At 73.2% G+C, this 23692-nt stretch carries 26 protein-coding genes, 1 tRNA gene and 2 pseudogenes; 7 read left to right on the top strand and 22 right to left on the bottom strand.

The window, feature by feature from the left end; translation table 11 throughout:
• Positions 1-48 precede the first annotated feature (48 nt).
• The 10 genes and pseudogenes from CIK06_RS32285 to CIK06_RS03205 form a co-directional block, all read right to left on the bottom strand.
• Positions 49-381: pseudogene (locus tag CIK06_RS32285) on the bottom strand (helix-turn-helix domain-containing protein); the annotation flags it as partial.
• Positions 382-547: 166 nt separating this feature from the next.
• Positions 548-868 carry a hypothetical protein gene (locus CIK06_RS03245; protein ID WP_198348088.1) on the bottom strand — a complete coding sequence of 107 codons (321 nt, stop codon included), beginning with the start codon at positions 866-868 and terminating at the stop codon, positions 548-550.
• Positions 869-998: 130 nt separating this feature from the next.
• Positions 999-2422, bottom strand: a protein-coding gene (locus CIK06_RS03240; protein ID WP_369915989.1) for an IS3 family transposase whose coding sequence is annotated in 2 segments (ribosomal slippage) — positions 999-2065 and positions 2065-2422 — 1425 coding nt in all. Because the reading frame shifts where the segments join, the coding sequence is not laid out codon by codon here.
• Between the two features lie 14 nt (positions 2423-2436).
• The gene (locus CIK06_RS03235) at positions 2437-2691 is read right to left on the bottom strand and encodes a hypothetical protein (RefSeq protein ID WP_198348087.1); all 255 of its coding nucleotides are present in this window, start codon (positions 2689-2691) and stop codon (positions 2437-2439) included.
• A 172-nt stretch (positions 2692-2863) separates the two neighbouring features.
• Positions 2864-2940, bottom strand: a tRNA-Ala gene (locus tag CIK06_RS03230).
• A 166-nt stretch (positions 2941-3106) separates the two neighbouring features.
• On the bottom strand, positions 3107-4090 hold the full coding sequence (locus tag CIK06_RS03225; protein ID WP_369916091.1) for a hypothetical protein: 984 nt from the start codon (positions 4088-4090) through the stop codon (positions 3107-3109).
• A 174-nt stretch (positions 4091-4264) separates the two neighbouring features.
• Positions 4265-4906 (bottom strand): GNAT family N-acetyltransferase, encoded by a 642-nt coding sequence (locus tag CIK06_RS03220; protein ID WP_095563565.1) that lies wholly within the window; start codon positions 4904-4906, stop codon positions 4265-4267.
• Entirely contained in the window at positions 4906-6234 is a 1329-nt protein-coding gene (gene glp, locus CIK06_RS03215; RefSeq protein ID WP_095563564.1) for a gephyrin-like molybdotransferase Glp, read from the bottom strand. The genes CIK06_RS03220 and glp overlap by 1 nt, the downstream gene beginning before the upstream one ends.
• Positions 6231-7193, bottom strand: a complete 963-nt coding sequence (locus CIK06_RS03210; protein ID WP_095563563.1) for a UTP--glucose-1-phosphate uridylyltransferase — start codon at positions 7191-7193, stop codon at positions 6231-6233. Before CIK06_RS03210 ends, glp begins: the two co-directional genes overlap by 4 nt.
• A 9-nt stretch (positions 7194-7202) precedes the next feature.
• A complete protein-coding gene (locus CIK06_RS03205; RefSeq protein WP_095563562.1) occupies positions 7203-9461 on the bottom strand; it encodes a diguanylate cyclase in 2259 nt (752 codons plus the stop codon).
• Positions 9462-9544: 83 nt separating this feature from the next.
• Between CIK06_RS03205 and CIK06_RS03200 the strand changes: the two genes are divergently transcribed.
• Positions 9545-10183 carry a 5-formyltetrahydrofolate cyclo-ligase gene (locus tag CIK06_RS03200; protein ID WP_095563561.1) on the top strand — a complete coding sequence of 213 codons (639 nt, stop codon included), beginning with the start codon at positions 9545-9547 and terminating at the stop codon, positions 10181-10183.
• 59 nt (positions 10184-10242) lie between these two features.
• On the top strand, positions 10243-10608 hold the full coding sequence (locus CIK06_RS03195) for an FmdB family zinc ribbon protein (RefSeq protein WP_095563560.1): 366 nt from the start codon (positions 10243-10245) through the stop codon (positions 10606-10608).
• A 20-nt stretch (positions 10609-10628) separates the two neighbouring features.
• Here the strand turns inward: CIK06_RS03195 and CIK06_RS29785 are convergent, their stop codons facing one another.
• Positions 10629-10805: a hypothetical protein gene (locus CIK06_RS29785; RefSeq protein WP_198348086.1), complete on the bottom strand. Its 177-nt coding sequence runs from the start codon at positions 10803-10805 to the stop codon at positions 10629-10631.
• A gap of 78 nt (positions 10806-10883) precedes the next feature.
• On the opposite strand from CIK06_RS29785, the gene CIK06_RS03185 reads away from it, so the two are divergent.
• A complete protein-coding gene (locus tag CIK06_RS03185; protein ID WP_095563558.1) occupies positions 10884-11309 on the top strand; it encodes a hypothetical protein in 426 nt (141 codons plus the stop codon).
• Positions 11310-11352: 43 nt separating this feature from the next.
• On the opposite strand, the gene CIK06_RS03180 is transcribed toward CIK06_RS03185, so the two are convergent.
• Positions 11353-11829 (bottom strand): YtxH domain-containing protein, encoded by a 477-nt coding sequence (locus CIK06_RS03180; protein ID WP_095563557.1) that lies wholly within the window; start codon positions 11827-11829, stop codon positions 11353-11355.
• Between the two features lie 217 nt (positions 11830-12046).
• Between CIK06_RS03180 and CIK06_RS03175 the strand changes: the two genes are divergently transcribed.
• Complete coding sequence (locus tag CIK06_RS03175; RefSeq protein ID WP_095563556.1) at positions 12047-12472, top strand: Fur family transcriptional regulator; 426 nt, start codon at positions 12047-12049, stop codon at positions 12470-12472.
• Between the two features lie 33 nt (positions 12473-12505).
• A complete protein-coding gene (locus CIK06_RS03170) occupies positions 12506-13399 on the top strand; it encodes an oxygenase MpaB family protein (protein WP_095563555.1) in 894 nt (297 codons plus the stop codon).
• Here CIK06_RS03170 and CIK06_RS03165 read toward each other — a convergent pair.
• The 10 genes from CIK06_RS03165 to CIK06_RS03125 form a co-directional block, all read right to left on the bottom strand.
• Positions 13315-14145, bottom strand: a complete 831-nt coding sequence (locus tag CIK06_RS03165; RefSeq protein ID WP_095567524.1) for a PD-(D/E)XK nuclease family protein — start codon at positions 14143-14145, stop codon at positions 13315-13317. The genes CIK06_RS03170 and CIK06_RS03165 overlap by 85 nt on opposite strands.
• Positions 14146-14329: 184 nt before the next feature.
• A complete protein-coding gene (locus tag CIK06_RS03160) occupies positions 14330-14947 on the bottom strand; it encodes a MarC family protein (RefSeq protein ID WP_095567523.1) in 618 nt (205 codons plus the stop codon).
• 40 nt (positions 14948-14987) lie between these two features.
• Positions 14988-15878, bottom strand: coding sequence for a PHP domain-containing protein (locus CIK06_RS03155; RefSeq protein ID WP_095563554.1), 891 nt, complete (start codon positions 15876-15878; stop codon positions 14988-14990).
• The gene (locus CIK06_RS03150; protein WP_095563553.1) at positions 15875-17269 is read right to left on the bottom strand and encodes a hypothetical protein; all 1395 of its coding nucleotides are present in this window, start codon (positions 17267-17269) and stop codon (positions 15875-15877) included. Before CIK06_RS03150 ends, CIK06_RS03155 begins: the two co-directional genes overlap by 4 nt.
• A gap of 72 nt (positions 17270-17341) precedes the next feature.
• Positions 17342-18106 (bottom strand): SigE family RNA polymerase sigma factor, encoded by a 765-nt coding sequence (locus tag CIK06_RS03145; protein WP_232533983.1) that lies wholly within the window; start codon positions 18104-18106, stop codon positions 17342-17344.
• A gap of 66 nt (positions 18107-18172) precedes the next feature.
• Entirely contained in the window at positions 18173-19033 is an 861-nt protein-coding gene (locus tag CIK06_RS03140) for a PH domain-containing protein (protein ID WP_095563551.1), read from the bottom strand.
• A gap of 6 nt (positions 19034-19039) precedes the next feature.
• Positions 19040-19198 carry a hypothetical protein gene (locus CIK06_RS29780; protein WP_198348085.1) on the bottom strand — a complete coding sequence of 53 codons (159 nt, stop codon included), beginning with the start codon at positions 19196-19198 and terminating at the stop codon, positions 19040-19042.
• Between the two features lie 119 nt (positions 19199-19317).
• On the bottom strand, positions 19318-20019 hold the full coding sequence (locus CIK06_RS03135; RefSeq protein WP_369916090.1) for a DUF6758 family protein: 702 nt from the start codon (positions 20017-20019) through the stop codon (positions 19318-19320).
• A gap of 97 nt (positions 20020-20116) precedes the next feature.
• Positions 20117-20740 (bottom strand): RNA methyltransferase, encoded by a 624-nt coding sequence (locus CIK06_RS03130; protein WP_095563549.1) that lies wholly within the window; start codon positions 20738-20740, stop codon positions 20117-20119.
• Between the two features lie 45 nt (positions 20741-20785).
• Positions 20786-21301 (bottom strand): hypothetical protein, encoded by a 516-nt coding sequence (locus tag CIK06_RS03125; RefSeq protein ID WP_095567522.1) that lies wholly within the window; start codon positions 21299-21301, stop codon positions 20786-20788.
• Positions 21302-22014: 713 nt separating this feature from the next.
• On the opposite strand from CIK06_RS03125, the gene trxA reads away from it, so the two are divergent.
• A complete protein-coding gene (trxA, locus tag CIK06_RS03120; RefSeq protein WP_095563548.1) occupies positions 22015-22377 on the top strand; it encodes a thioredoxin in 363 nt (120 codons plus the stop codon).
• Positions 22378-22439: 62 nt separating this feature from the next.
• Positions 22440-23468, top strand: a pseudogene (locus tag CIK06_RS03115) (Rv2578c family radical SAM protein); the annotation flags it as partial.
• Between the last annotated feature and the right edge of the window lie 224 nt (positions 23469-23692).

Raw genomic sequence — 23692 nt, 5'->3', positions numbered from 1 at the left:
GGTACCTCTCGTTGTCCCGACTACGCGAGGACTGTCGGGAACACGGACTACGAGGACTTCCTTCCGGTCGACCTCAGCCAGCTCAACCGAGACCGAGAGAGGCGGTTGGGTGGAGTTCGCGACAAGAGCCTGCAGGCGAAGGGGGTCAGTTCTGCCAGCCTCGTGCCGGGGACGGGCACCTGTCACCGTGCCGCTGTCCTCCACACCAACCAGGAGAACTCCCCCACGACCGTTGGCGAGGCAAACCACCGCCTCTACCAGATCACGGTCATTGAGCCGCCCGTGCTGCTCACCCTTGAACTCGACGTCGTACTGCTCACCCGCCGCCACCCAGCGTGAAACTTGGGTGGACAGATCGGTCGTCCCGTCAGCCGGAACCATCACGACCACCCTCCGCACGCAAACTTATACTCCTTCTCACGCCCAACCACATGATAGTCGCATAACTTTGCGTACGGCGCGCAAACCCAGTCCTTCAGCGCCCTTGAGGCGCCGTCGCGCAGCGCCCCTCGCTGATGGCGGTGGTGAGGGGGCACACAGGCCACGATCAGGCGTAGCGTCGAACTCGCAAGGAGAAGGACGGCAAGTTGTCACCCTTGACCTCGTCGAAGTGCGTGAAGACGATGTGCAGCTTCGATGAGAGCCCTGAGACAGCGATCGCCTTGAGCGCTGCCACAGGAGCAGCCTGCATGGGCTGTTTGGCGTTGTCGAGGAGCAACACGGCGTCGGCCTGCTGCAACTGCTCGGTGACGTGAGTGGACAGCGAGCTCATCGACTTCGCCGTGTGTCCGAGGCCCTCGCGGTCGATGAGCACCATGCGCACCGGCGTGTCCGCCCAGGTTGGCTGGAACGGCCCGCTGACGCGCACCCCGTTGACGAGGGGTGTCAGCAGCCGACCGAAGAGGGAAGCGTAGTTGCTGGAGAACCGCGTTGCTGCCTTGATGAACGCCGCTCGGTCCGGCGACCGGAACGTGTCAAGGGATTGAGGCCAGCGGGAGTTAAGCGGCGTGTGGTTGCGGCTCGGGTTTGTTGATCCAGACCTGTTCGGGCAGGTCGAGGATCTTGGGTAGTAGCCGGGTGGCGCCGAACCGTTCCGGGTGCGTCGTGCGGGCTGCGGTGAGGGTGTCCTCGCGGTTGGCGCGGACGGTGTGGTGACGGCCGTGGTGGACGTCGGCGGGGGTGTGCATGCCGATCCCGGAGTGCCGGTGGGCGTGGTTGTACCAGGTCACGAACTCGGCCATGAACGCCCGCGCCTGGGCCAGGGACGCGAACCGGTCCGGGAAGACCGGCGCGTACTTCAACGTCTTGAACCATGCCTCGCTGTACGGGTTGTCGTTGGAGGTCTTCGGCCGGGAGTGCGAGCGGGTGACCTGAAGGTCTTCGAGTAGGTCAGCGACCGATTTCGAGGTCATCGAGGTGCCCCGGTCGGCGTGCACGACGTGCGGGACACCATGGGTGCCGAACACCTCGCGCATCATCGACTCCGCCAGGGGTCCGGACTCGCGGGCGTGCACGCGGACACCGATGATGTACCGGGAGTAGATGTCGATCATTACGTAGGCGTCGTAGTAGACACCCTTGACCGGTCCGGCAAGCTTCGTGATGTCCCAGGTGTAGACCTGCCCCGGCCGGTCGGCGATCAACTCGGGACGCCGCCTGGCGGGGTGCCGGGCCTGCCGGCGACGCTCGCGGACCTGCTCGTGTTCGCGTAGGAGCCGATACATGGTGGCGATCGAGCCCACGTAGACGCCCTGGTCCAGCAACGCCGCGTAGATCTGCGCCGGGGCGGCGTCGACGAACTCCGGGCTGTTCAACAGCCGCAGCACCTGCCCGCGCTCACTCGGGGTGAGCGCGTTCGCCGGCGTCCGCCGGGCCGGTCGCGACGGTGTCGGCCGGCGCCGGTCCCGGTCCGCGCTGGACCGGGCGATCCCGGTCATCGCCGCCGCCTGCCGAGTCGTGGTACCGGTGCTGGTCAACTCCCGGTAGGCGGCCATCAGCGCTTGCCGAGCCCGAACACGTCCGGACCGTCCGGCTCGCTCCTGGAGATGTCCTCCAAGAGCTCTCGCGCTTTTCCCATGATCGTCAACGCCGTCTCGGTCCGCGCCAGCCTCGCCTGCGCCTGCGCCAGTTCCCGCCGCAGCCGGGCGATCTCCGCCTGCTCCGCCGACGGCCGCCCGACCGTCTCCCCGGCCGGTTTGCCCTGCAACAGGCCGGCGTCACGGGCCCGGCGCCACTCCGACATCAACGACGAGTACAAGCCCTCCCGCCGCAGGAACGCCCCGCCCTCACCGGCCGCGACGGCCTGCTCATACCCGGCCAGCAACTCCAGCTTCTGCCCCGGCGTGAACGACCGACGTGCCCGCGGCCCACCCGAACGCGGACCCTTCCCACGACTCATGACCCCATCCTGAGCCACAACCATCTCAACAGCAGTAGTCAACGAATCTCGATCCTGAACTCGCCCTGTCCAGCGGACTTGCTATGAACCGCTGGCCTCAACTCACCCTGACAGACAGGGGACTCCCAGTACCACGAGGTGGGCCAGCCCTGGCGACTACGCCTGAACTCTCCTACCTCAAGCGTGCCGAAGCGCTTCTCGATCTCGTCGATGAGCGCATCGACGATCCGGTGGAACTCTTCGGACTGCCGGAGGTCGCTGTCCAACGCGTCCTCGATGAGCTCGTCGAGCACCCGCTCGTCTTCGCTGCTGTCGACCAGACCTGCTGCGACGTCATTTGCATACCGCTCAGTCGGTCTCGCCCCGTGCCACGGTCTGGGGCTCCGTCCGCCGGTCAAACGATGGTCAAACGATCAAGGGCGGGTTCTCGATCATTCGAGAACCCGCCCTTGACCTGCTACTTCTTGGTGGAGCTGAGGGGATTTGAACCCCTGACCCCCTCGATGCGAACGAGGTGCGCTACCGGTCTGCGCCACAGCCCCTTGATCCACCACTCGGGTGGACCGGCGACCAGAGTAACAGGCACACCGCCCGGCACGCGAACCACCCCGGGTCGCGTCGCAAGATCAGACTCGTCTGTTGATCACGGCGTTTGCAGCATCCGGAAACGCTTTCGAGTACTCACACGCCTTGATCAACGCGGGCGGATCAGGCCGGCCGGGATCCCCGGCCGGCCTGGTAGGCGCGGCCGCGCAGGCCACCCGTACGCCGGTAGGAGACCGATGCCGCGGTCCGGCCGCCAGCACCGGCCGCCGCGGCCGGCAGCTCGCCGCGGTCCAGGCCCATCGCCGCCCGGCGTACGGCCTCTCGCTGGGCCGCCAGCCGGCGCTGCGCCTCCCGGCGGGCGGCGGCGCGGCGTGCCTGTTCGCGCCGGACCTCGGCCTGCCGGGCGGCGAGCCAGGCGGCCTCCCGCGCCTCGATCCGGCGCCGGCGCCGCGCCGCGAGGGCGTGTCGGCGCAGCCGGACGACGTACGCCCCGAGCAGGGTGCCGGTGACCGCGAAGCTGATCCAGAAGCCGGAGCTGACCAGGGCGACGCCGATCAGTTCGACGAGGTTGAGCAGCAGGAGCGCGGCGAAGACCCGGCGCCGGCGGTAGACGGCGGGGGTGTGCCGGCGGGTCGCCGGGTGGCGCGGGCGGCCCGCGCCACCCGCCGAGCGCAGGGAAGAACCGCCGCCCGCCGAGCGCAGGGAGGGACCGCCGCCCGCCGACCGCCGGCCCGCGCCGTCGGCGGCCGAGCGCCGGGCGCTGCCGGCGACCGCGGAGCGCCGGGAGGAACCGCCGGCCGCCGAGCGCCGGCCGGCATCGTCTGGAACGGCGCGCAGCCGGCGGTCGCCGTCGACGGCACCGGTACGACCGTCCGCCGTGGACGAGTCAGCCGACGCGGACACGGAGGATGCGCCGGCCGGGGCGCCGGACACCGGCCGGACCACGAGGTGCCGACCGGCGTTGACCGGGCGGCGGCCGGGCACGGTGCGCTGCCGGCGGCGGCGTTCGAGCACCCGCGCCGTCGACTGTGCCCGTTCCGCCACCAACCGCTCGGCCGCGTCGTAGCGGCGGACCAGCGCCGGCGCGAGGGCCAGCAGGCCGGCGGCGGCGAGAACGGCGAGGAGCACCGACGTCGGCACCCGCACTCCTCCCGTAGCCGCGATCGGACGGCCGGCAGTCCGAAGAATTTTCGGGCAATGGCCGCTAACTGTGAAGATCATGCGGCCGACAGGGCGTTACCGCACGTCCAGTTACCTCAGGTTACGGGCGGTCAACCAGCACCGACGTACGCCGCGCCGGGCGGTTGACTCATGAACGAGTCAGGATGCGGCGGCGCGGAGCCGGTGCCAGCGCGCCAGGAGGCCACCTTCATCGGCGACATCTTCGCTGGTGAGGGCATATCCGAGATGGTCTCGCCAGCCACCGTCGATATGCATGTAACGCGGATGGTACGCCTCCTCGCGGAAGCCTAGCTTCTCCACGACACGCCGCGAAGGCCGGTTTTCAGGGCGAATGTTCACTTCGATGCGATGCAAACCGCCGTGCGTGAAGGCATGGTCCACGGCCAGCGCCAGCGCCGTCGGGATCACGCCCCGACCGGCGGCGCGGGCGTCCACCCAGTAGCCCGCGTACGCGGAGCAGAACGCCCGCCGCACGATGTTGCCGAGGTTGAGGTGCCCGACCACCCGTTCCTTGCCGTCCGACTCCCGCAGGCAGACCGCGAACGGCATTCCCTCGCCGCGCCGGGCCGACCGGCGCTGGTCGCGGTAGACGTACTTGAACGCCAGCGGCGAGTTCAGCTCGTACCAGCCGCCGGGCGGGGTCGACTCCCAGGGCGCGAGCCACTTCTCGTTCGCGCGGCGGACCTCCGACCAGGCGGCGGCGTCGGAGCGCCGGTACGGCCGCAGCAGCACCGGTCCGTCCGCGAGCACCACGGGCCAGCCCGGAGCCGGCTGGAGCATCACCGCTGCCGGTCCAGCAGCAGCACATCGACGGTCGAGCCGGCCGCCGCGCTGGTGACCCGTTCGCCCAGCACCAGCAGCCCGTTCGCCTCGGCCAGCCCGGCCAGGGTGTGCCGGCCGCCGCGCAGCGGCTGCACCGTGTAGCCACCGCCGCGCCGCTCGGCCACGTGCGCGGGGCGGAACTCCCGCAGCCCGGCCGGTGACGAGACGGTCTCCAGCAGATGCGCCCGGGCGCTGGGCCGGAACACCGGCTCGGCGCCTGCGAGCAGTTGTATGGCGGGACGGGCCAACACCTCGAAGCCGATCAACGCGGCACCGGGGTCACCGGGTAGACACACGACCGGCACCTCCTCGGCACCGACCGTACCGAACCCGAGCGCGGTTCCGGGATAGAGGGCCACCTCTGTAAACGTGACCGGTCCGGCGCGGGTGCCGTCCCGGCGGGACAGGATCCGCCGGACCATGTCCCCCGGGCCGGTCCCGGTGCCACCGGTCGTGATGATCAGGTCGGCCCGCAGGGTCTGGTCCTCCAGCAGGCCGCGCAGCCCCTCCGGATCGTCGTCGCAGATTCCCACCCGGTAGGCCAGCGCCCCCACCTCGGCGGCGGCGGCCGTCAGGGCGTGCGAGTTGGTGTCCACCACCTGTCCGGGCTGGCTGGCCCGGCCCACGTCGACCAGTTCGTCGCCGGTGGCCACGATCACCACCCGCGGGCTGGGCCGGACCACCACGTGCCCGATCCCGGTGGCCGCGAAGATCGCGACCAGGGCAGGCGTCACGTACGTCCCGGCCCGGGCCAGCAGTTCGCCGGCCGCGACCTCCTCGCCGCAGCGGCGTACCCCGTAACCGCGCTTGGGCACCCGGTAGATCTCCACGGCCGCCATGCCCTGATCGGTCCACTCCACCGGCACCACGACGTCGGCGGTGCTGGGCAGCGGGGATCCGGCGGCGACCGAGAAGCAGGCGCCCGGGGTCAGCCGCACCGGTCGCCAACTGGCGGCGCCCAGGTCACCGACCACATTGAGCCGGACCGGGCGTAGTTCGCCGGGGCGGCCGGACCCGGGCAGCGGACCGGCGGCCGGGGCGTACCCGGCGCCCCGGCCCAACGACAGGTCCTCCCACCGGGCGGCGTACCCGTCGATCGCGGCCTGGTCGAACGCCGGGAAGGCGTGCGGGGCCACGACCTCCTCGGCAAGCGTGTTGCCGTACGCCTGGGTGAGGTCGAGGTCGAGCGGGGGCAGCGCGCGGAGCCTGCGCAGCACGCTGCCCAGGTACTCGGCGAGCGGCATCAGCTCGTTGGCGGCCGCCTCGGCATCGGCCGTGGCTGTCATGTACCGGTTCCGCCCCGGGAGCCGGCCGCAACGAACTGCCGGAGCCACGCCTTGAACTCGGCGCCCAGATCTTCGCGCTCGCAGGCGAGCTGCACCACTGTCTGGAGGTAGCCCAGCGGCATGCCGGTGTCGTACCGGGTGCCGCGGTACACGATCGCGTGTACCGGGGTGCCCTCCTTGCGGAGCAGGTCGATCGCGTCGGTGAGCTGGATCTCCCCACCGCTGCCCGGTTCGGTGCGCCGGATCGCGTCGAAGACGGCGCCCGGCAACACGTACCGGCCCAGCACCGCGAGGTTGCTCGGGGCGTCCTCGGGCTTGGGCTTCTCCACCAGGCCGGTCACCTCGACCACGTCGCCGAGGTCGGCGAAGTCGGCACCGGTCGGCTGCACCGAGGCGATGCCGTACCGCTTGGTGTCCGCGGGCGGCACCTCGAAGAAGGCCAGCACCACACCGTCGGTGCGGGCCTGCAGATCCAGCATGGCCGGCAGCAGCGGCTCGGCCAGGTTGACGAACTCGTCGCCGAGCAGCACCGCGAACGGCGCGTCGCCCACATGCGACTCGGCGTAGCCGATGGCGTGGCCGAGGCCGAGCTGCTCGGGCTGGCGGCAGGTGTAGATCTCGGCCAGTTCGCTGGGCCGGCGCACCGCGGCCAGCCGTTCGGTGTCGCCCTTCTCCTCCAGTCGGGCCTCCAGGTCGGGGCGGCGGTCGAAGTGGTCCACCATCGACGTCTTGCCGCGGCCGGTGATCAGCAGCACGTCGCCGATGCCCGCCTCGGTGGCCTCCTCGACGATGTACTGCAACACGGGTCGGTCGACCACCGGCAGGAGTTCCTTCGGCACGGCCTTGGTCGCGGGCAGGAACCGGGTCGCCAGGCCGGCGGCCGGAATGACGGCTTTGACCGCACGCCGGCCGGCCCGCGGGGTGGACGTCGTTGCTGGGGTCGCTGAATGCTCCGACATGTCGCGAGACTATCGGCCACGGCCCTGCCGTGGCGGTTGTGGCCCGGAAGACGCGCCGCCCGCCGCGGCGCCGGCCCGCGGCGGGTCGGCGGCGGGCAGCCCCGGCTCGACCGGGGCGACCCGCCCGGTGACCAGCGGCCGGGTCCCCGGCAGGGCGATCCGGTAGGTGTCCCGGCCGGCCGCCTTGGCGGCGTACAGCGCGTCGTCGGCCGCGTCCAGCACCCGCTGCCCGGTGGTGGCATGGTCCGGATAGACGGCGATTCCTATCGATACGCTGATGGTGATGAGCGCCGGTGGCGCACCCTGGGCGCCGGTCGGCGCGATCACCGGGTTGCTCCGGATCGCCGCGCCGAGCCGTTCGGCGACCCGGATCGCGCCCCGGGCGTCGGTCTCCGGCAGCAGCACGACGAACTCCTCGCCGCCCTGCCGGAAGGCGAGGTCGACCTCCCGGACCACGGCGCGGATCCGGCGGGCGAACTCGACGAGCACGGCGTCCCCGGCGGCGTGCCCGTAGGTGTCGTTCACGTCCTTGAAGCGGTCCAGGTCGAGCGCGAGCACGCTGAGCATCCGGCCGAACCTGCTGGCCCGTTCCACCTCGCGGCGGATCGACTCCTTGAGGTAGCGGTAGTTCCACAGCCCGGTCAGCGGGTCGGTCAGGGACAGCCGCTGGGCCTCCTCGTGCACCCGCACGTTGTCCACGGCGACCGCGGCGTGCCGGGCGAACGAGCGCAGCGTGGCCAGGTCCGCGTCGTCGAAGTCGTCGGAGCCGAGCCGGTCGTACAGGGCCAGCACGCCGAGCGCCGCCGGCGGCGCCGTACCGCCGAGGGTGATCGCGGCGCGGGCCGCGGCGGTGCTGACCGGTCCGTCGGTGGCCGAGCCGGGTGCCGCGAACGGTACGGCCACGTAGGTCGAGCAGCGCGGCTCCTCGGGCGTGAGCACCGGGACGTCCCGGCGGACCCGGCCGCGGCGGGGTTCGCCGGTGGCCGCGACCCGGCCGAGCAGCCCGCGCCCGAGCGGCACCCGGATCCGGGACGGGTCGTACGCCGGGCCGCCCGGCCGCACGGCGGGGGTCGGCAGCCCCTCGGCGCACTGCCCCACCAGGGTTCCGGTCAGCTCGTCCACCAGCAGCACGAGGCCGGACCGCGCGCCGCTCGCGGTGATCGCGCTGCGCAGGATCACCCGAAGGATCCGGTCCAGGTCGTGCGTGCTGGCCAGGGTGTCGCCGAGCACCGTGAGGTTGCCGCGCAACTGGTCCCGGCTGGCGTTGAGCGCCTGCAGGTACTCCTGGGTCTCCCGGGCCATCCGGTTGACGACCTCGGCCACCCGGCCCACCTCGTCCGGGCCGTGCACCGGCACCCGGGCCGAGAGGTCGCCCTGCGCGACCCGCTGCGCCCCCACGGCCAGTTCGGCAAGCGGCCGGGTGGTGGAGCGGGCCAGTCGCCGGGCGGCCACCACGGCGATCCCGCCGGCCAGCAGCACCGCCGCGACCAGCAGCAGGTACGTCCCGACCGGCGGATCCGACCGGACCATCAGCACCAGCGGCAGCGGCTGCCCCGGGGAGGGCCCCACCCGGCGCACGTACCGGCCGTCGCCGGTACGGTCCAGCGCGTCCCCGACGCTGTGTCCGGTGGAGGTCAGGCGGCCGAACCGGCTTCCGGTGGCCGGAGCGGCGGCGCCCGGCCCGGCCGCCGTGGCGCTGCCAGGTCCGACCGCCGTTCCGGTGCCCGGCCCGGCCGCCGTGGCGGTGTCGCCGTAGCCGAGCGCCACCTCCACCCCGGTGACGGCCGCCAGCCGGGCCACGAACGCCTCGTCCAGCGGGGCGGCCGCCCAGACCACGCCCATCGGGGTGCCGGCCCGGTCCCGCAGTTCGCTGTGCACCGCTATCGCGTACGCCTGCGGGACCGGCGCCGACGGCGTACCGCAGTCGACCCACGGCTGCGCCGGCGCGCCGGGGGTCTGGAAGTCGACGGCGCCGGTCGGGCCGGCGAGCCGTACCGCGGCGGCCAGGCCGCGCCCGACCACCTGGTTGGCGGTGGCCACCCGGCCGGCCGGCTCCGCCGTGAGCGCGATGGCGTCGGCCGCGGCCCGCAGTTGCAGGCACAGCGACCCGATCGAGGTCCTGGCCACGGTGGCGGCGAGGTCCAGGCGTTCCGTCACCCGCCGGACATCGACGGTGGCCAGCGTTCCGCCGGCGAAGACGGCGCCGAGCAGGACCGGGCCGAGCACGACCGTGAGTAAGGCGGTGGTCAACCGTCGGCGCAGGGTCACTCGTCCCCCCGGAGATTCCGTACCCGTGGCTGCGATGCTGACAGAGCCCGGTCTGTTAACCGGGGTGGACCACGGAGAGTTGCGTGCCGAATTTTTCGGATGAAGCGGACCCGGACGCGGACCGGGCCAAGCTCGACCTCCGCCGGCGGGTGCTGGCGCGTCGCCGGGCGCTCGCGCCGGCCGAGCGGGACCGGGCCGCCGGCCTCGTCCAGGCCGGGCTGACGGCCCTGGTACGCCGGCTGCGCCCGCGGGTGGTGACCGGGTACGTCCCGGTGGGCAGTGAGCCCGGCGGTCCCGACCTGCCCGAGGTGCTGGCCGAGGCGCTGCCCCCGGCGGGGGTGCTGCTGCTGCCGGCGCTGCTGCCGGATCTGGATCTCGACTGGGCGGCGTACGCCGGTCCGGCGGCCCTGCACGCGGCCGGGCGGGGGCTGCGGGAGCCGACCGGCCGCCGGCTGGGCACCGCCGCCATCCGGGCCGCCGATCTGGTGGTGGTGCCGGCGCTGGCGGTGGACCGCGCGGGCGTCCGGCTGGGCCGGGGCGGCGGCTCGTACGACCGTGCGCTGGCCCGGGTGGCGCCCGGCGTGCCGGTGGTGGCGCTGCTGCACGACGGTGAACTGGTCGACGCCGTCCCGGCGCTGCCGCACGACCTGCCGGTGCGAGCGGTGCTCACCCCGGGTGGCGGGTTCCACCGGCTGCCGGCTGGACGAGACCGGGCCCGATGACGCACCATTGGCACTCGGATACGTCGAGTGCCAGATGGCTGCAAGATCCGGAGGAACCCGTGCCCACGTACCAGTACGTCTGCACCGCGTGCGGTCACCAGCTCGAGGCGGTGCAGTCCTTCGCCGATGAGCCGCTGACCGAGTGCCCGTCGTGCGAGGGCCGGCTGCGAAAGCTGTTCAACTCGGTCGGGATCGTCTTCAAGGGCTCCGGGTTCTACCGCACCGACTCCCGGTCCACGAACTCCGACTCGACCCCGGGCACCAAGCCGGCCGAGTCGTCGGGCGCCAAGAGCGAGTCGGGCGCCAAGAGCGACGCGTCCGGCGCCGGCTCGGCCGGCAAGGACTCCTCCGCCGCCAAGCCCAGCGCCCCGGCCGCCAGCGGCTCCGGCGGATCGACCAGCAAGCCCGCGGCCGCCGCGAGCTGAGCCTCGCGGACCGGCCGCCGTCACCAGTGCGGCGGCCGGTCCTCGTGCAGCCGGTCGTCGTTCGAGGTGGCGCGCTCGCCCCAGCCCCGGTCCGTGTCGTCCGTCGACTGCTCCGGCAGCGCCGGTGCCTCGTCGTCGAACTCCACCGGTCGCTCGCCGTCGGTGTCGGCGGCCCGCGGGTCGTTCAGGATGCTCACGATCGCCAAGGGTACGCGCAACCCCGCGCCGACCGGCGGGACCGGACACCGGGACCGGCGTTGGTAGCGTCGAGGATCGTGAGTACGAACAGCGGTGAGGATCCGGACGCCGTCTGGCGCCGCCCGGCGGACGGGACCGACGCCGGGCGGTCGGCGGGCCCCGGCGGGCCGGCGTTCCCCGGTGGCCCGGCGGCCCCCGGCGGGGCGCCGGGCGCCCCCGGCAGACCGGGTGGCCCGGGTGGTCTCTCCGGCGGTCAGGGTGGTCTTCCCGCCGGCCAGGGTGGGGGCTACGCCGGGCCGCCGCCCAACACCCCACCGCCGCCGGGCTGGCGTCCGCCGGTGCACGTGGAGACCCCCGCGCCCCGGCCGCTGCCCGCGCAGGACACGAACGCGTTGGACGCGCAGGAGCGGGAGGCGCGGACGATCACCAACGGTGTCGTCCTGGTCGCCGCGGCGGTGCTCACCGTGCTGGTGTGCCTGCTCTGCTCCCGGCTGATGTTCTGACCGGGCGGCCCGCCGCCCGGTCGCCCGGGCGGCCCCGGACCGGCTACAGCACGCCGCGCCAGACCGCCTGGGCGCCGGAATCACCGGTCAGGTAGACGTAGGTGGCGGACAGCACCCCGAGCACCACCACGGCGGCGGCGAGCAGCCAGCCCAGCCAGGGCGGTACGGACCGCGCCCGCGGACGGGTCGCCGCGAGCAGCAGCAGGGTCGCGGCCGCCAGCCCCAGCGTCCACCAGAACAGCGACTCGGCGTACTCCTGGTGCTCGGCGACCTGGTCCAGCACGGTCGCCGGATAGCCCTTCTCCGTCAGGACCTGCTGAAGTTCCTCGCCGGACTCCTTGGCGAGGAAGACGGCCACCGGAGCGCCCACCGCGAGCACGCCGGCCAGCCAGCCCACCCGGGACCGGAACCTCGGCACGAGCGCGTACGCGATCGCGGCCAGGACCAGCAGCGGCACGGCCGCCACGGCGGCATGCACCAGCAACGCGTGGGCCGGTAGCCCCATGATCTCTCTGAACACCGCGCCTCCCGACTCGTGGGTGGACAGCTTAGAGGGTGTCTGACCAGGCTCGCCCGTAGCGAGCCGAGGCCAGGGCGGCGTCCGACAGCGCGCCCGGTCGTCGTCCTGGTCCGGCGCGGTAGGGCATGGCCTCGTCAAACACCCGCTGAATGTGGTCATGACCACCCCGGGGCGCCGAATCCGAACCAGTCTTGTCGATCCGTGCTCCAATGGGAACATGTCCAGCGAAGAGTTGCTGCGGTCGAGGGGGCTGCGGGTGACCCGCCCCCGGCTGGCCGTGCTGGACGTGCTGGCCGAGGGGGGCCACCTGGAGGTCGAGGAGATCGCCCGCCGGGTGCGCGGCCGGATCGAAACGGTTTCCACCCAGGCGGTCTACGACGTGCTCGCGGCGCTGTCCCGGGCCGGCCTGTCCCGGCGGATCGAGCCGGCGGGCAGCCCCGCCCGCTACGAGGCGCGGGCCGGGGACAACCACCACCACATCGTCTGCCGCGGCTGCGGCCTGATCAGCGACGTGGACTGCGTGCACGGCAGCGCGCCGTGCCTCGACCCGTCCGACGGGCACGGTTTCGAGGTCGACGAGGCCGAGATCACCTTCTGGGGCCTCTGTCCGGCCTGCCGGTCACTGCGGGCCGCCGGGGAGTGACCGCGCAGCCGCCGCCCGTGGCACCCTTGGACGGTGGACCGCGATGACGACCTCGGCTTGTTCGGCCCCGGCTCGGTGACCTGGAAGGTGCACGCGGAGCCGATCCTGCTGGTGGCCGGCCTCCGCTCGCTCTACCTCCAGGCGCTGCATCCGCGGGCGATGGCCGGGGTGGCGCAGAACAGCAACTACCGGTCCGACCCGTGGGGCCGGCTGATGCGCACCGCGACGTACGTGGCGACGACCGTCTACGGCACCACCGCGCAGGCCGAGGCGGCCGGCCGGCGGCTGCGTACCTTCCACGCCCGGATGCGCGCGCAGGATCCGGACACCGGCGAGCAGTTCCGGATCGACGAGCCGGACCTGCTGCGCTGGGTGCACGTGGCCGAGGTGGAGTCCTTCGTCAGCACGGCCCGCCGGGCGGGGGTGCGGTTGACCGCCGCGGAGGTGGACGGCTACTACCACGAACAGCGGCGCTCGGCCGCCCTGGTGGGGCTGGACCCGGACACCGTGCCGGGCTCGGCCGCGCAGGTCGAGGAGTTCTACCGGCGGATCCGGCCGCAGCTGCGGCTCACCCGGGCCGCCATCGAGACCGGCTTCTTCCTCACCGCTCCCCCGGCGCCGCGGACGCTGAGCCGTCCGCTGCGGATCGGCCTGGACCTCGGGCCGGCCCGGCTGGCCTATCTCGGCGTGGCCGGCACCGCCTTCGGCCTGCTGCCGGCCTGGGCCCGCCGGTTGTACGGCGGGCTCGGCCTGCCCGGCACGGAGCTGTCCGCCGGCATCGGCGTGTGGACCCTCCGGCTGGCGCTGAACGCGGTGCCGCGCCGGCTGGTCGAGGGTCCGATCTATCTGGCCGCGATGGAACGGGCCAGGGCCGCCCAGGGCTCCTCCTGCGGCGCCCGCTCGCCGTCCGGGCAGACCCGGCGGTAGTCGCACCAGGTGCACCGGCCGCCGGGCCGGGTCGGGAAGGCGTCGTCGGGATCGGCACCGTCGGTCACCGACCGCTGCGCGGCGACGATGTCCCGAGCGGTGTCCTCGGCCCGGCCGACCTGGCGGGCCAGCGAGTCCGGCGTGTGCTCGTGCGCGGCGACCGTGCCGCTGGGCAGGTGGTGCAGCTCGACGCGGCGGCAGGGGCGCCGGAACACCCGCTCGGCCGCGAACGCGTACAGCGCGAGCGCCGCCGACCCCCGCGCGTCGTCGTTGTCCAGGCCGGACCGGCCGGTCTTGTAGTCGACGATCACCGCCTCCGGGCCGTCGGGACCGGTCCTAGAGTCGATCCGGTCCGCCCGGCCGTTGAAGGCCAGCACGGAGGTCTTCACCGCGACCACCCGCTCGACGCCGAGCGGCTCGGCCTCCGGGTCGAGGGTGTCCACGTACGACTCCAGCCAGGCCAGCGCGCGCCGGTAGGCAAGCTGCTCCTGCTCGGTGTCGCGGTAGCCCTCCCGCACCCAGGTGGCCCGCAGCAGCCGCGGCAGGGCCTCGGGACGGCGGTCCGGCACGGCCAGCGAGAACCAGTTCCGCAGCGCCGTGTGCACGCTGGCGCCGAGCGAGTTGTGCGCCCAGGGCGGTCCCTTCGGCGGCGCCGGCCGGTCCAGGTAGCCGTACCGGAAGCGGCGGGGGCAGTCCTCGTAGGCGCCCAACTTGCTGGGTGTGCACACGAAGAGTCGCTCCGGCATGCCGGCGAAGCCCAACTGTTCCGGCTCGGGACGGGGACGCGGGGCACGCCCGCCGCTCGCGGATGGTCGTCGCACCACCCGATCCTGCCATCCGGCACCGACAGCACCGCACCCGCCGGGCCGCACCGCTCCACACCGCGCATCGGGCCGCGGCGCCACGCACGGCGGCGCCCGCCGGTGCGGCTCAGCGCGCGTCGAGGTACGCCGTGACGAACGAGGCGATGGCATCCGCGATCAGCTGCACGGCGATGGCGGCCAGCAGCAGACCGGCGATCCGGGTCAGCACCTCGATGCCGCCGGGCCGCAGCACCTTGACGATCACCCCGGAGAAGCGCAGCACCAGCCAGACCGTGACCATCACGGCCACGATCGCCGCGCCGATCTGGAGGTAGTCCACCGGGCCGCCGGCGCGCTGCACGAACAGCATGGTGGCCACGATCGCCCCGGGACCGGCCAGCAGCGGCGTACCGAGCGGGACCAGCGCGATGTTCGCGGTGGCGGACTGCTGTTCCGGATCGTCGGCCTTGCCGGTCAGCAGTTCCAGGGCGACCAGGACCAGCAGCAGCCCGCCGGCCGCCTGCAACGCCGGCAGCGAGACGTGCAGGTAGGCCAGCAGCGTCTGGCCGGCCACGGCGAACACGACGATCACCCCGAGCGCCAGCGCCACCGCCTGCCAGGCGGCGCGGTTGCGCTCCCGGGCGGGCAGCGGTCCGGTCAGGGCCAGAAAGATCGGCATCATGCCCGGCGGGTCGGTGATCACCAGAAGGGTCAGGAAGACCTCGCCGAACAGCTTGATGCCCACCCGCACACGGTATCGGCGCCGTTTCCGGCGGCCGCGCGGATCACCCGGAAGCGACGCCCGTCACGCCGCTGGCCGCGGCCAGCAGCCGCTGGTACGCCGGTTCCGCGGTGCCGAAGGCACCCAGCGCGACGCTCTTGTGGCTGCCGTGGAAGTCCGACGAGCCGGTGACGAACAGACCCAGCCGTCCGGCCAGCGCCCGGACGTGCTCCCGTTCGGCCGGGGAGTGGTCCTCGTGATCGGCCTCCAGCCCGGCCAGGCCGGCCTCGGCCAGGTCGCCGATCAGCCGGTCCGGCACCACCCTGCCGCGCCGGGTGGCCCGCGGGTGGGCGAAGACCGCCACCCCGCCGGCCCGGCGGACCAGTGCGACGGCCCGGAAGACGTCGATGTCCTCCTTGGCCAGCCGGTACCGCTCACCCAGCCAGTCCGGCTCGAACGCCTCGGTAGTGGAGCCGACCAGCCCGGCCCGGATCAGTGCCTGCGCGATGTGCGGCCGACCCACCGCACCGCCGGCGGCCCCGGCCAGCACCTCGGACCAGCGGATGTCGTGGCCGTCGGCGCGCAGCAAGGCCACGATCCGCTCGCCGCGCCGCTCCCGCGCCGCGCGGACCCGCCGCAGTTGTGCCACCAGCTCCGGCTCGGTCGGGTCGAACAGGTACGCCAGCAGGTGCAGGGATGTCGCCGGCCGGGTGCCGGACCAGTGGCAGGACAGTTCCGCGCCGCGGACCAGGTCGAGGCCGGGTGGCAGCGCCGCGACCGCCTCGGCCCAGCCGGCCGTGGTGTCGTGGTCGGTGATCGCCAGCACGTCCAGCCCGGTCGCCGCCGCCGCGCCGACCAGTTCGGCCGGGCTCAGCGTGCCGTCGCTGGCCGTGCTGTGGGCATGCAGGTCGATCCGGCGTACCGGATGTCGGGACGGCCGGTCGGCACCGCTCACCCGCTGGCGCCCAGGGTCGTGGCCTCGGTCGCGGTGCTCTCCGGCGTGGCCGCCACCAGCACGGTCGGCCCGGTCCCCGACTCGACGTCCAGCGGCAACCGGTCCGGCTTGCGGCCCTGCGGTATCCCGTCGGCCGGCACCACCACGAGGTCACCCGCGGCGTCCAGGTACACCGCGGTCCGGTCGTCCAGCCAGCACGGATCGGTCCGCAGCAGCGGTCCGGCCGGCCAGGTGGCGGGCGTATCGCCGAAGACCGCGCGCAGGTCCACCAGCAGCGCGGCCGTCCCGGCGCCGTCCCCGGTGGCCGCGCCGGCCGCGCCGGCCGGGTCCTCGGTGGCGGCCGGGCCCTGGGCGGCGGCCGGGCCCGCGGTCGGGGTGGTCGGGGAGGCGGCCGTGGACGGCGGCTCGAGGCTGGCGCGCGCCCCGAGACCGGTGTCCGCGTCCGCGCCGGTGGTGGCCGGGTTGGCCAGCAGCCACCGGCCGTCCGGGGACACCGCCGCAGGTCCGGGCGCGAGTCGCACGCCGCACGCGGTACGGGTCGAGGCCAGGTCCTGGTCCAGGTCCAGCAGAGCCAGGCAGGGCGTTCCGTCGGGGCCGTGCACCTCCCCGACCGCGGTCCGGCCGTCGGGCAGCAGCCCGTAGACCCCGAGCGGGGTCGGCTGCCAGGCCGTCTCGCGGCCGCCGCTGGGCCACCAGAGCCGGAACCCGGCCGGGTCGGCGCGGTACAGCAGCAGCGCGCCGCCGAGGAAGCGGATGGGCACGGCGCCCACCGCCCAGCCGATCGACGTCGCCGGGGCCAACACGCCGCCCGAGATGCTGCTCACGTAGAGCTGGGAACCGTCGCGCCAGGCGACGCGCTGCCCGTCCGCGCCGAGCGTCAGCACGCTGGCGCCGGTGACCAGCCGGCGGGCGCCGCCGGAACCGGTGCCGAGCCAGAGCGTCGAGCGTCCGGCGGGTCCGGTCACCAGCAACCAGCCGTCTCCGGTACGCCGCGCGGCGGTCACCGGGGAGTCGAGGGCGAAGTCGATCCGGTCGGTCCCGGTCAGGGTGTGCCCGCTGACCAGCTCGACGGTCGCCGGGATGCCGGCCGGGGACGGGTCCGGGGCGGTGTCCGGCCGCACCGGGCCGAACGCCGACCCGCTCGCGTCGGGCGAGTCGTCCAGCACCACCACCATCGGCCCGTTGCGGGAGGCCGTTCCCACCTCGATGATCCCGACGCTCACCAACACGATCGCCAGCGCCGCGGAGGCGATCCCGCCGACCGTCTGGAACCGTCTGACCCGGCGACCACGCCGGATCGCGACCTCCGCCGGGTCGAGCGGGGACCGCGAGCCGGCCACCCGCTGGGACAGCATGTCCCGCAGGGCCCGTTCGAGTTCGTCCTGTCCCACGTTCGTCAGACGCCGGTCGCGGGGCGGAAGGTTGCCGGCCGGCTGATTCGGGCACGTGCCGCGGCGGACATCTCAGGCATCCACCCTGCTCGCTGGAATCGCCGGCACGGGCGCCGGCGGCACCGCCACCACCGGGGCGGGCGTGGGCAGGTCCGGACGTACCCGCGGGGTGCCCGGCACCGCGGCCGGGCCGCGACCGGTGGCCGCGGGGCGCTGCGCCGGCGGCCCGGCGGGGGCGGACGGCGCCGCGGGACGCGGGTTGCGCGGGCCGGTCGCCGGGCCGTTGGGCCGGGCCGACGGCGCGGGTACGCCCGCTGCCTGCTCGGCGGCCCGCTCGGCCGCCTGTTCCGCGGCCAGCCGGCGACGCAGCGTGGCCAGCGCCCGGGAACTCTGGCTCTTCACCGTTCCGGCCGAGATGTTCAGCAGGGCGGCGGTCTGCGCCTCGGACAGGTCCTCGTAGAACCGCAGCACCAGCACGGCGCGCTGGCGGGCGGGTAGCTGCTGGACGTGCCGCCACAACGCGTCCCGGTCCAACTGCTCCTGGACCCGGTCCCGGGCCGGCTGTTCGGGCAGTACGTCGGTGGGCCGCTCGCCGTGCCATCGGCGCCGCCACCAGCTCGTGGCGGTGTTCACCAGGACCCGCCGGGCGTACGGTTCGACCGCCTCGATGCCACCCAGCCGCTTCCAGGCCAGGTACGTCTTGGTCAGCGCGGTCTGCAACAGGTCCTCGGCCGTCGCCCAGTCGCCCGCGAGCAGGTACGCGGTGCGCAGCAGGGCCGCTGAACGGGCCGCGACGAACTCGCGGAACTCCTCTTCCAAGGCGTCGCTGACCGCCACCGTCCGTCCTTCCCCGTTGCCCCGTGCCAACCGAGGCTGCCACAGCGGGACCCGAAGGTCCATGGGTCAGGCGCCGTCGTCCGCCTTGGCCTCGTCGGCCTCCTTGCCCAGCCGCGCCTCGACCGCCTGCGGCTCGTACATCTCCTCGACCACCCGCAGGTAGAGCTCGTTCGGGTTCGGCAGGTACTTGACCTCGCGCAGCGCCTGCTCCTGGCCCGCGGACTCCAGGATGAACGTGCCGTAGTTGAGCGTGCGGCCCATGGGCGACTGCTCGTACTTCATGTCGGTGACCCGGGCCAGCGGCATCATCGCGACCGAGCGGGTCACGATGCCTTTCACCACCATCACCCGTTTGTTGGTGAGGATGAAGCGGTCGTAGTACCAGTCGGCCACCCGCCAGGCCACCCAGCCGATCACCGCGAACCAGAGGATCACCGCGACCGTGGTGAGCGCGCCGACGTTCTGGCCGGCCAGGAACCCGGAGAGGTAGCCCAGGACGAAGGTGGCCAGGATGCCGATCAGCAGCGGCGTGGCCAGGTAGACCCAGTGCCGCTTCCACTCGCCGCGGTACCGCTCGGTCGGGAAGAGATAGCGGGCGACCAGCGGGGTCGGCTCGTCCTCCAGCGGCAGCACCCGGCGGGTGCCGAGCGGCATCCCCGATGCGTCCACCCGGAGGCCGGCCAGCTCGTCCTCGGTGATCCGGGGCGGCGGGTCGCGGTAGCCCTCCTCGTCCCGGTAGCCCTCCGGAACCCAGGGCCGGTCGTACGGCCCGCTCTCCGGATAGGACGAAGCGCCCGGGTACGGACCCTGCCCGCCGGCCGGTCCGTCGTCGGGCCGGATCCGGGGGATGGGTTCGGTGTCCCGCTCGCTCCGGTGACGATCCTCGTCGTCAGGATCCGGAGGTGGCGAGCCCGGTGGGGTGGTCATCGAGGGCTAGGCGACGAGGTTGCTGAAGAACTCGCCGAAGCCCGAGGCGATGTCGACCAGCCCACCGCCGAGCGACTTGAATACGTCGGCCGCCGAGTTCGGTCGGAAGGCGACGAAGAAGATGAGAAACGCGACCCCTAGCCAGGTGAGAACCTTCTTGACCATGACGGGCCATCCCCTCCGTGCGGGTCCGTACCGGCACCGCATCGATACCGAGAGTGTCAGTCAGACGCCTAACAGTGAACAGCGTACCCATGCCCTCCGGCACCGGCGCAAGCCCCAGATCAGGCCTTACCGTGCAGGTAGGGGCAGGGCGCCCCGTACACGAGCTCGGGCGGAGTCCACTCGGCAAGGTCGTGCAGGACGACCTCGTCCGCGAGGAGGTAACCAGCGCTCGCTGGCCAGGTTATCGCATAGAGCCACATTCCCCGAGCTTCACCGACGTAGGCGCTCCGATCTGTCGGAGATCCAACGGACCATAGTGGAGTCGGATGCCCGCCGGCACGGATCTTGGCATGCGCCATCGGCTCGGCGTGCCCCGGCGGCGGCTGGGTCATCACGTCGGCCAGCTCGGCCCCGGCGTCCGGACCGGACAGGCCGGCGAACCGGTTGCCCAGTCCGACACCCGGCTCCTCCGCCACCAGGACGAGGTCCGCCGGGCCGCCGCCGAGCGGGGCGGGACCGCTGCACGCCACCGCGCCGGCGCGTACTCCGCTGCGGTCGTCGCCGGCCCACGCCACGCCGGTCATCGTCCAGCCGGGCAACAGCGGCCAGGGACACCACAGTGGCACGGTCGACGGCTCCGACGACGACGGCGCGCCGGCCCGCACCTGCTCCACCACCGCGGCGACGATCTCGGGGCCGACATGCTCGGCCGTGTGCAGCGGCGGAACCGGGCCGCACCCCAGGCACCGCCACTGCGTGTGCATCAGGTCCGGCTCACGGACCGGCCCGCCGCACCGCGGGCAACTCACCGATACTCCCATGACCCCTACCGTCACGGCCGCCGCCGGTGACGTCAACCGAACCGGCCCTTTTGGTCATCTTCCGGAAGCGCCTCGGCCGGGCCGGACCAGGTGACATTCAGCCGTCCGGCGGAGCGGCGTGCGCGCGGATCCAGGCGTGCATGGCGATCCCGCTCGCCACCCCGGCGTTGACCGACCGGGTCGATCCGTACTGGGCGATCGAGAAGACCTGGTCACAGGCGCACCGGGCCGGCGCCGAGAGCCCCGGACCCTCCTGGCCGAACAGCAGCACGCAGCGCCGCGGCAGCGCCGCCGTCTCCAGCGCACGCGCGCCGGGCAGGTTGTCGATGCCGACCAGCGGCAGTGCCCGGTCCCGCGCCCAGCCCACCAGCTCCTCGATCGTGTCGTGATGCCGGACGTGCTGGTACCGGTCGGTGACCATGGCACCGCGCCGGTTCCACCGCCGGCGGCCCACGATGTGCACCTCGGCCGCCAGGAACGCGTTCGCGTTACGCACCACGGTGCCGATGTTGAAGTCGTGCTGCCAGTTCTCGATCGCGACGTGGAAACCGTGCCGGCGTTCGTCCAGGTCCGCGACGATCGCCTCGTGCCGCCAGTAGCGGTACCGGTCCACCACGTTGCGCCGGTCGCCACCGACCAGCAGCTCGGGGTCGTACCGCGGATCCGCGGGCGGCTCCCCCGGCCACGGACCGACCCCCACCTCCGGCTGCTCAGGCTCCACGAGAAGGCAGCGTACGGCGCTGCCCCGAGCGCCGGAGCGTGGCCGTCAGCCGAGCGCGAGGGCGCGGCGAAGCTCGCCGAGGAAGCCGGCCCGGCGGACCGGATCGAAGGGTGCGGCCGGCGCCACGTCCTCGCCCGCCCGGCAGACCCGGAAGGCGACCGACTGCACCCACTGGCGGTAGGCCGCCGAGTCGGCCGGATCGGCGACCTCGGTGAGGATCGCCACCGCCCGCCGGCAGGCGGACAGCGTCGCGGCCGCCCGGCTCGCCGGATCCCGGCGGTCCAGCGACGGCAGGTCCGCCGACTCGGCGTAGATCGCCGCGACCACCGCGCGGACCAGATCGCTGTCGAAGGCCCGGCCGGCGGCGATTCCCTCCAGCCCGGCCAGGCTCTCCCCGACCATCAGCCGGGGGTCGTCGGGGCCGGCCGAGGCGGCGGCGACCACCACCTGACTCGGCAGCCGGACCAGCAGCCGCCAGTCGACGTCGGAAAAGATCGCGGTGCCCGCGGGGCCGGCGTGTCGCCCGCCCGGCGGTGGCTCTCCGGCAGCGGAGTGGCTCATCGGGACCTCCTGGCTCAGCATAGGCCCCGGTGGTGGAAATGTGCGCCAGCCGCCACCAGGCGCGACGGTCCGCCGGGGCGCCGTTTCCACCCCTGCGGGCGGAGCGGGCGACGAGCCGGGAGCGGCAGGGCGGGATCCGCGGGACCCGCGGGCGGCGGATGAGGATCAAGGTCCGCGCCGGACGGCGTCGCCACCAGCGGGTACGGGTGATCCGGGCGGTCCGGTCGGTCATCCGACGCTGAGGGTCGGGGGGTGTGCCACGGGTCTCGACCGGGTGCTGACGCAATGAGCGGCGGGGCCCTCCCCGGCGCCCGCCGCCCACGCTTTGATGAGAAAGATTCTGCCTCAGAGATGGCATGAACAGAAAGAGTCGAACTAGAGACGGAGGTCACAGTTATCAATTTGTGACTTTACGGTGCGTGAGTCAAAACATCCCGGTGCTTGACCTCTGCAAACAACGTCTTCGCACGTCTCGATGCAAGTTACCGATAAGTATGAATCGGACCAGCGTCACATCGTGGGCACGCTCCCATCACACACAGTACTGAGCCGATCATGGACACGCGGACCCTGGCGTGGATCATATGAATCGATGAACTTCACATAAGCTCGCGGGCGCGACGGGGCGTTTCGGGTGCCCGGAGCACGGGAATTCCGGCAACCGGGGCCGAGTTCTTCCAGATGGACGTGACACGCGCAGATCGGAGACTTCAATGGCGACCGTTGAACTGACCTCGACCAACTTCGACGAGGTGACGGGCCAGGACGGCATCGTGCTGGTGGACTTCTGGGCGAGCTGGTGCGGTCCCTGTCTGCGCTTCGCCCCGCTGTACGAGCGGTCCTCGGAGAAGCACGAGGAGATCACCTTCGGCAAGGTCGACACCGAGGCCCAGCAGGAGCTGGCGGCGAAGTTCGACATCCGCTCCATCCCGACGATCATGGCGATCCGGGACGGCGTGATCGTTTTCGCGCAGCCGGGCGCCCTGCCCGAGGCCGCGCTCGAATCGCTCATCGAGCAGGTCCAGGCGCTGGACATGGACGACGTACGGGCGCAGTTGGCCGGACACCAGCACTGACCGGCGACACTCGGACCCGGGGTGGAGTTGCGAGCCGAGTAGCACGCATGTTCGAATAAGGCGTGCGCTGGGAGAACCTCTCGGCTCCCCACGAGAGGCTCCACCCCGGGGGGACGCCGCCGGACGCGGCGCCAGCGGCTGCACCCCTGCCGCTGGCGCTGCCCGGTGCTGTCACCCGCACCTTCGAGACCCCGGCCTTCGCCGGGATGACCTTCTACGAGATCCACGCGAAGTCGATCATCAATCGGGTGCCCGGCGCGTCACGGGTCCCGTTCGAGTACACGATCAACCCCTACCGCGGCTGCACCCACGCCTGCACCTACTGCTTCGCCCGGCGCACCCACACCTATCTCGACCTGGACCCGGGGCGCGACTTCGACAGCCGGGTGATCGTCAAGGTCAACGCCGGCGAGCTGGTCCGGCGCGAGCTGGCCGCGCCCCGCTGGCCCGGCGCGCCCGTCGCGATGGGCACCAACGTGGACTGCTACCAGCGCGCCGAGGGCCGCTACCGGCTGATGCCGCAGATCATCTCGGCGCTGCGGGACTTCGCCAACCCGTTCTCGATCCTGACCAAGGGGACGCTGATCCTGCGCGACCTGCCCCTGCTCCGGCAGGCCGCCGCGGTCACCGACGTACGCCTCGCGCTCTCCGTCGGGTTCGTCGACGAGACGCTCTGGCGCTCCGTCGAGCCGGGCACGCCCAGCCCGCGCCGCCGGCTGGACGCCGTACGCGCCCTCACCGAAGCCGGCTTCGAGGTCGGGGTGCTGATGGCACCGATCCTGCCCGGCCTGAGCGACGACGACGCCGCGATCGAGTCGACCGTGGCCGCCATCGCGGCGGCCGGCGCCGCGAGCATCACGCCACTGCCGCTGCACCTGCGACCCGGCGCCCGCGAGTGGTACGCGGCCTGGCTCGCCCGGGAGCACCCGCGGCTGGTGCCCCGCTACCGGGAACTGTTCGGCACCGGCTCCTACCTGCCGCAGGCGTACCAGCGCGAACTGACCGCCCGGGTCCGGATGGCCGCGCGCCGCCACGGCCTGCACCGGGCCGGACCCGACGACACACCGCGGCCCGGCGATCCGCGGACCGACGGTGATCCGCGGCCCGGCGATCCGCCGGCTGGGGCCGCGACGCACCGGAACGCCCGGGGCGGGCATCCCCGCGGCGGGCGGCCGGCCGCCGGCCGGGTCCACGGCGAGCAACTCCACCTGCTCTGAGCGAACAACCGCCGGACGCCGGCGCCGCGGCCCGCGGTATGACACGGCACACGTCGGCCGCATGCATCCGCAGGTGAGCGTAAGTTGAGCCGGTGACC

The organism is Plantactinospora sp. KBS50 (assembly GCF_002285795.1).
GTDB lineage: Bacteria > Actinomycetota > Actinomycetes > Mycobacteriales > Micromonosporaceae > KBS50.
This window is presented reverse-complemented; position numbering and strand designations above follow the sequence as displayed.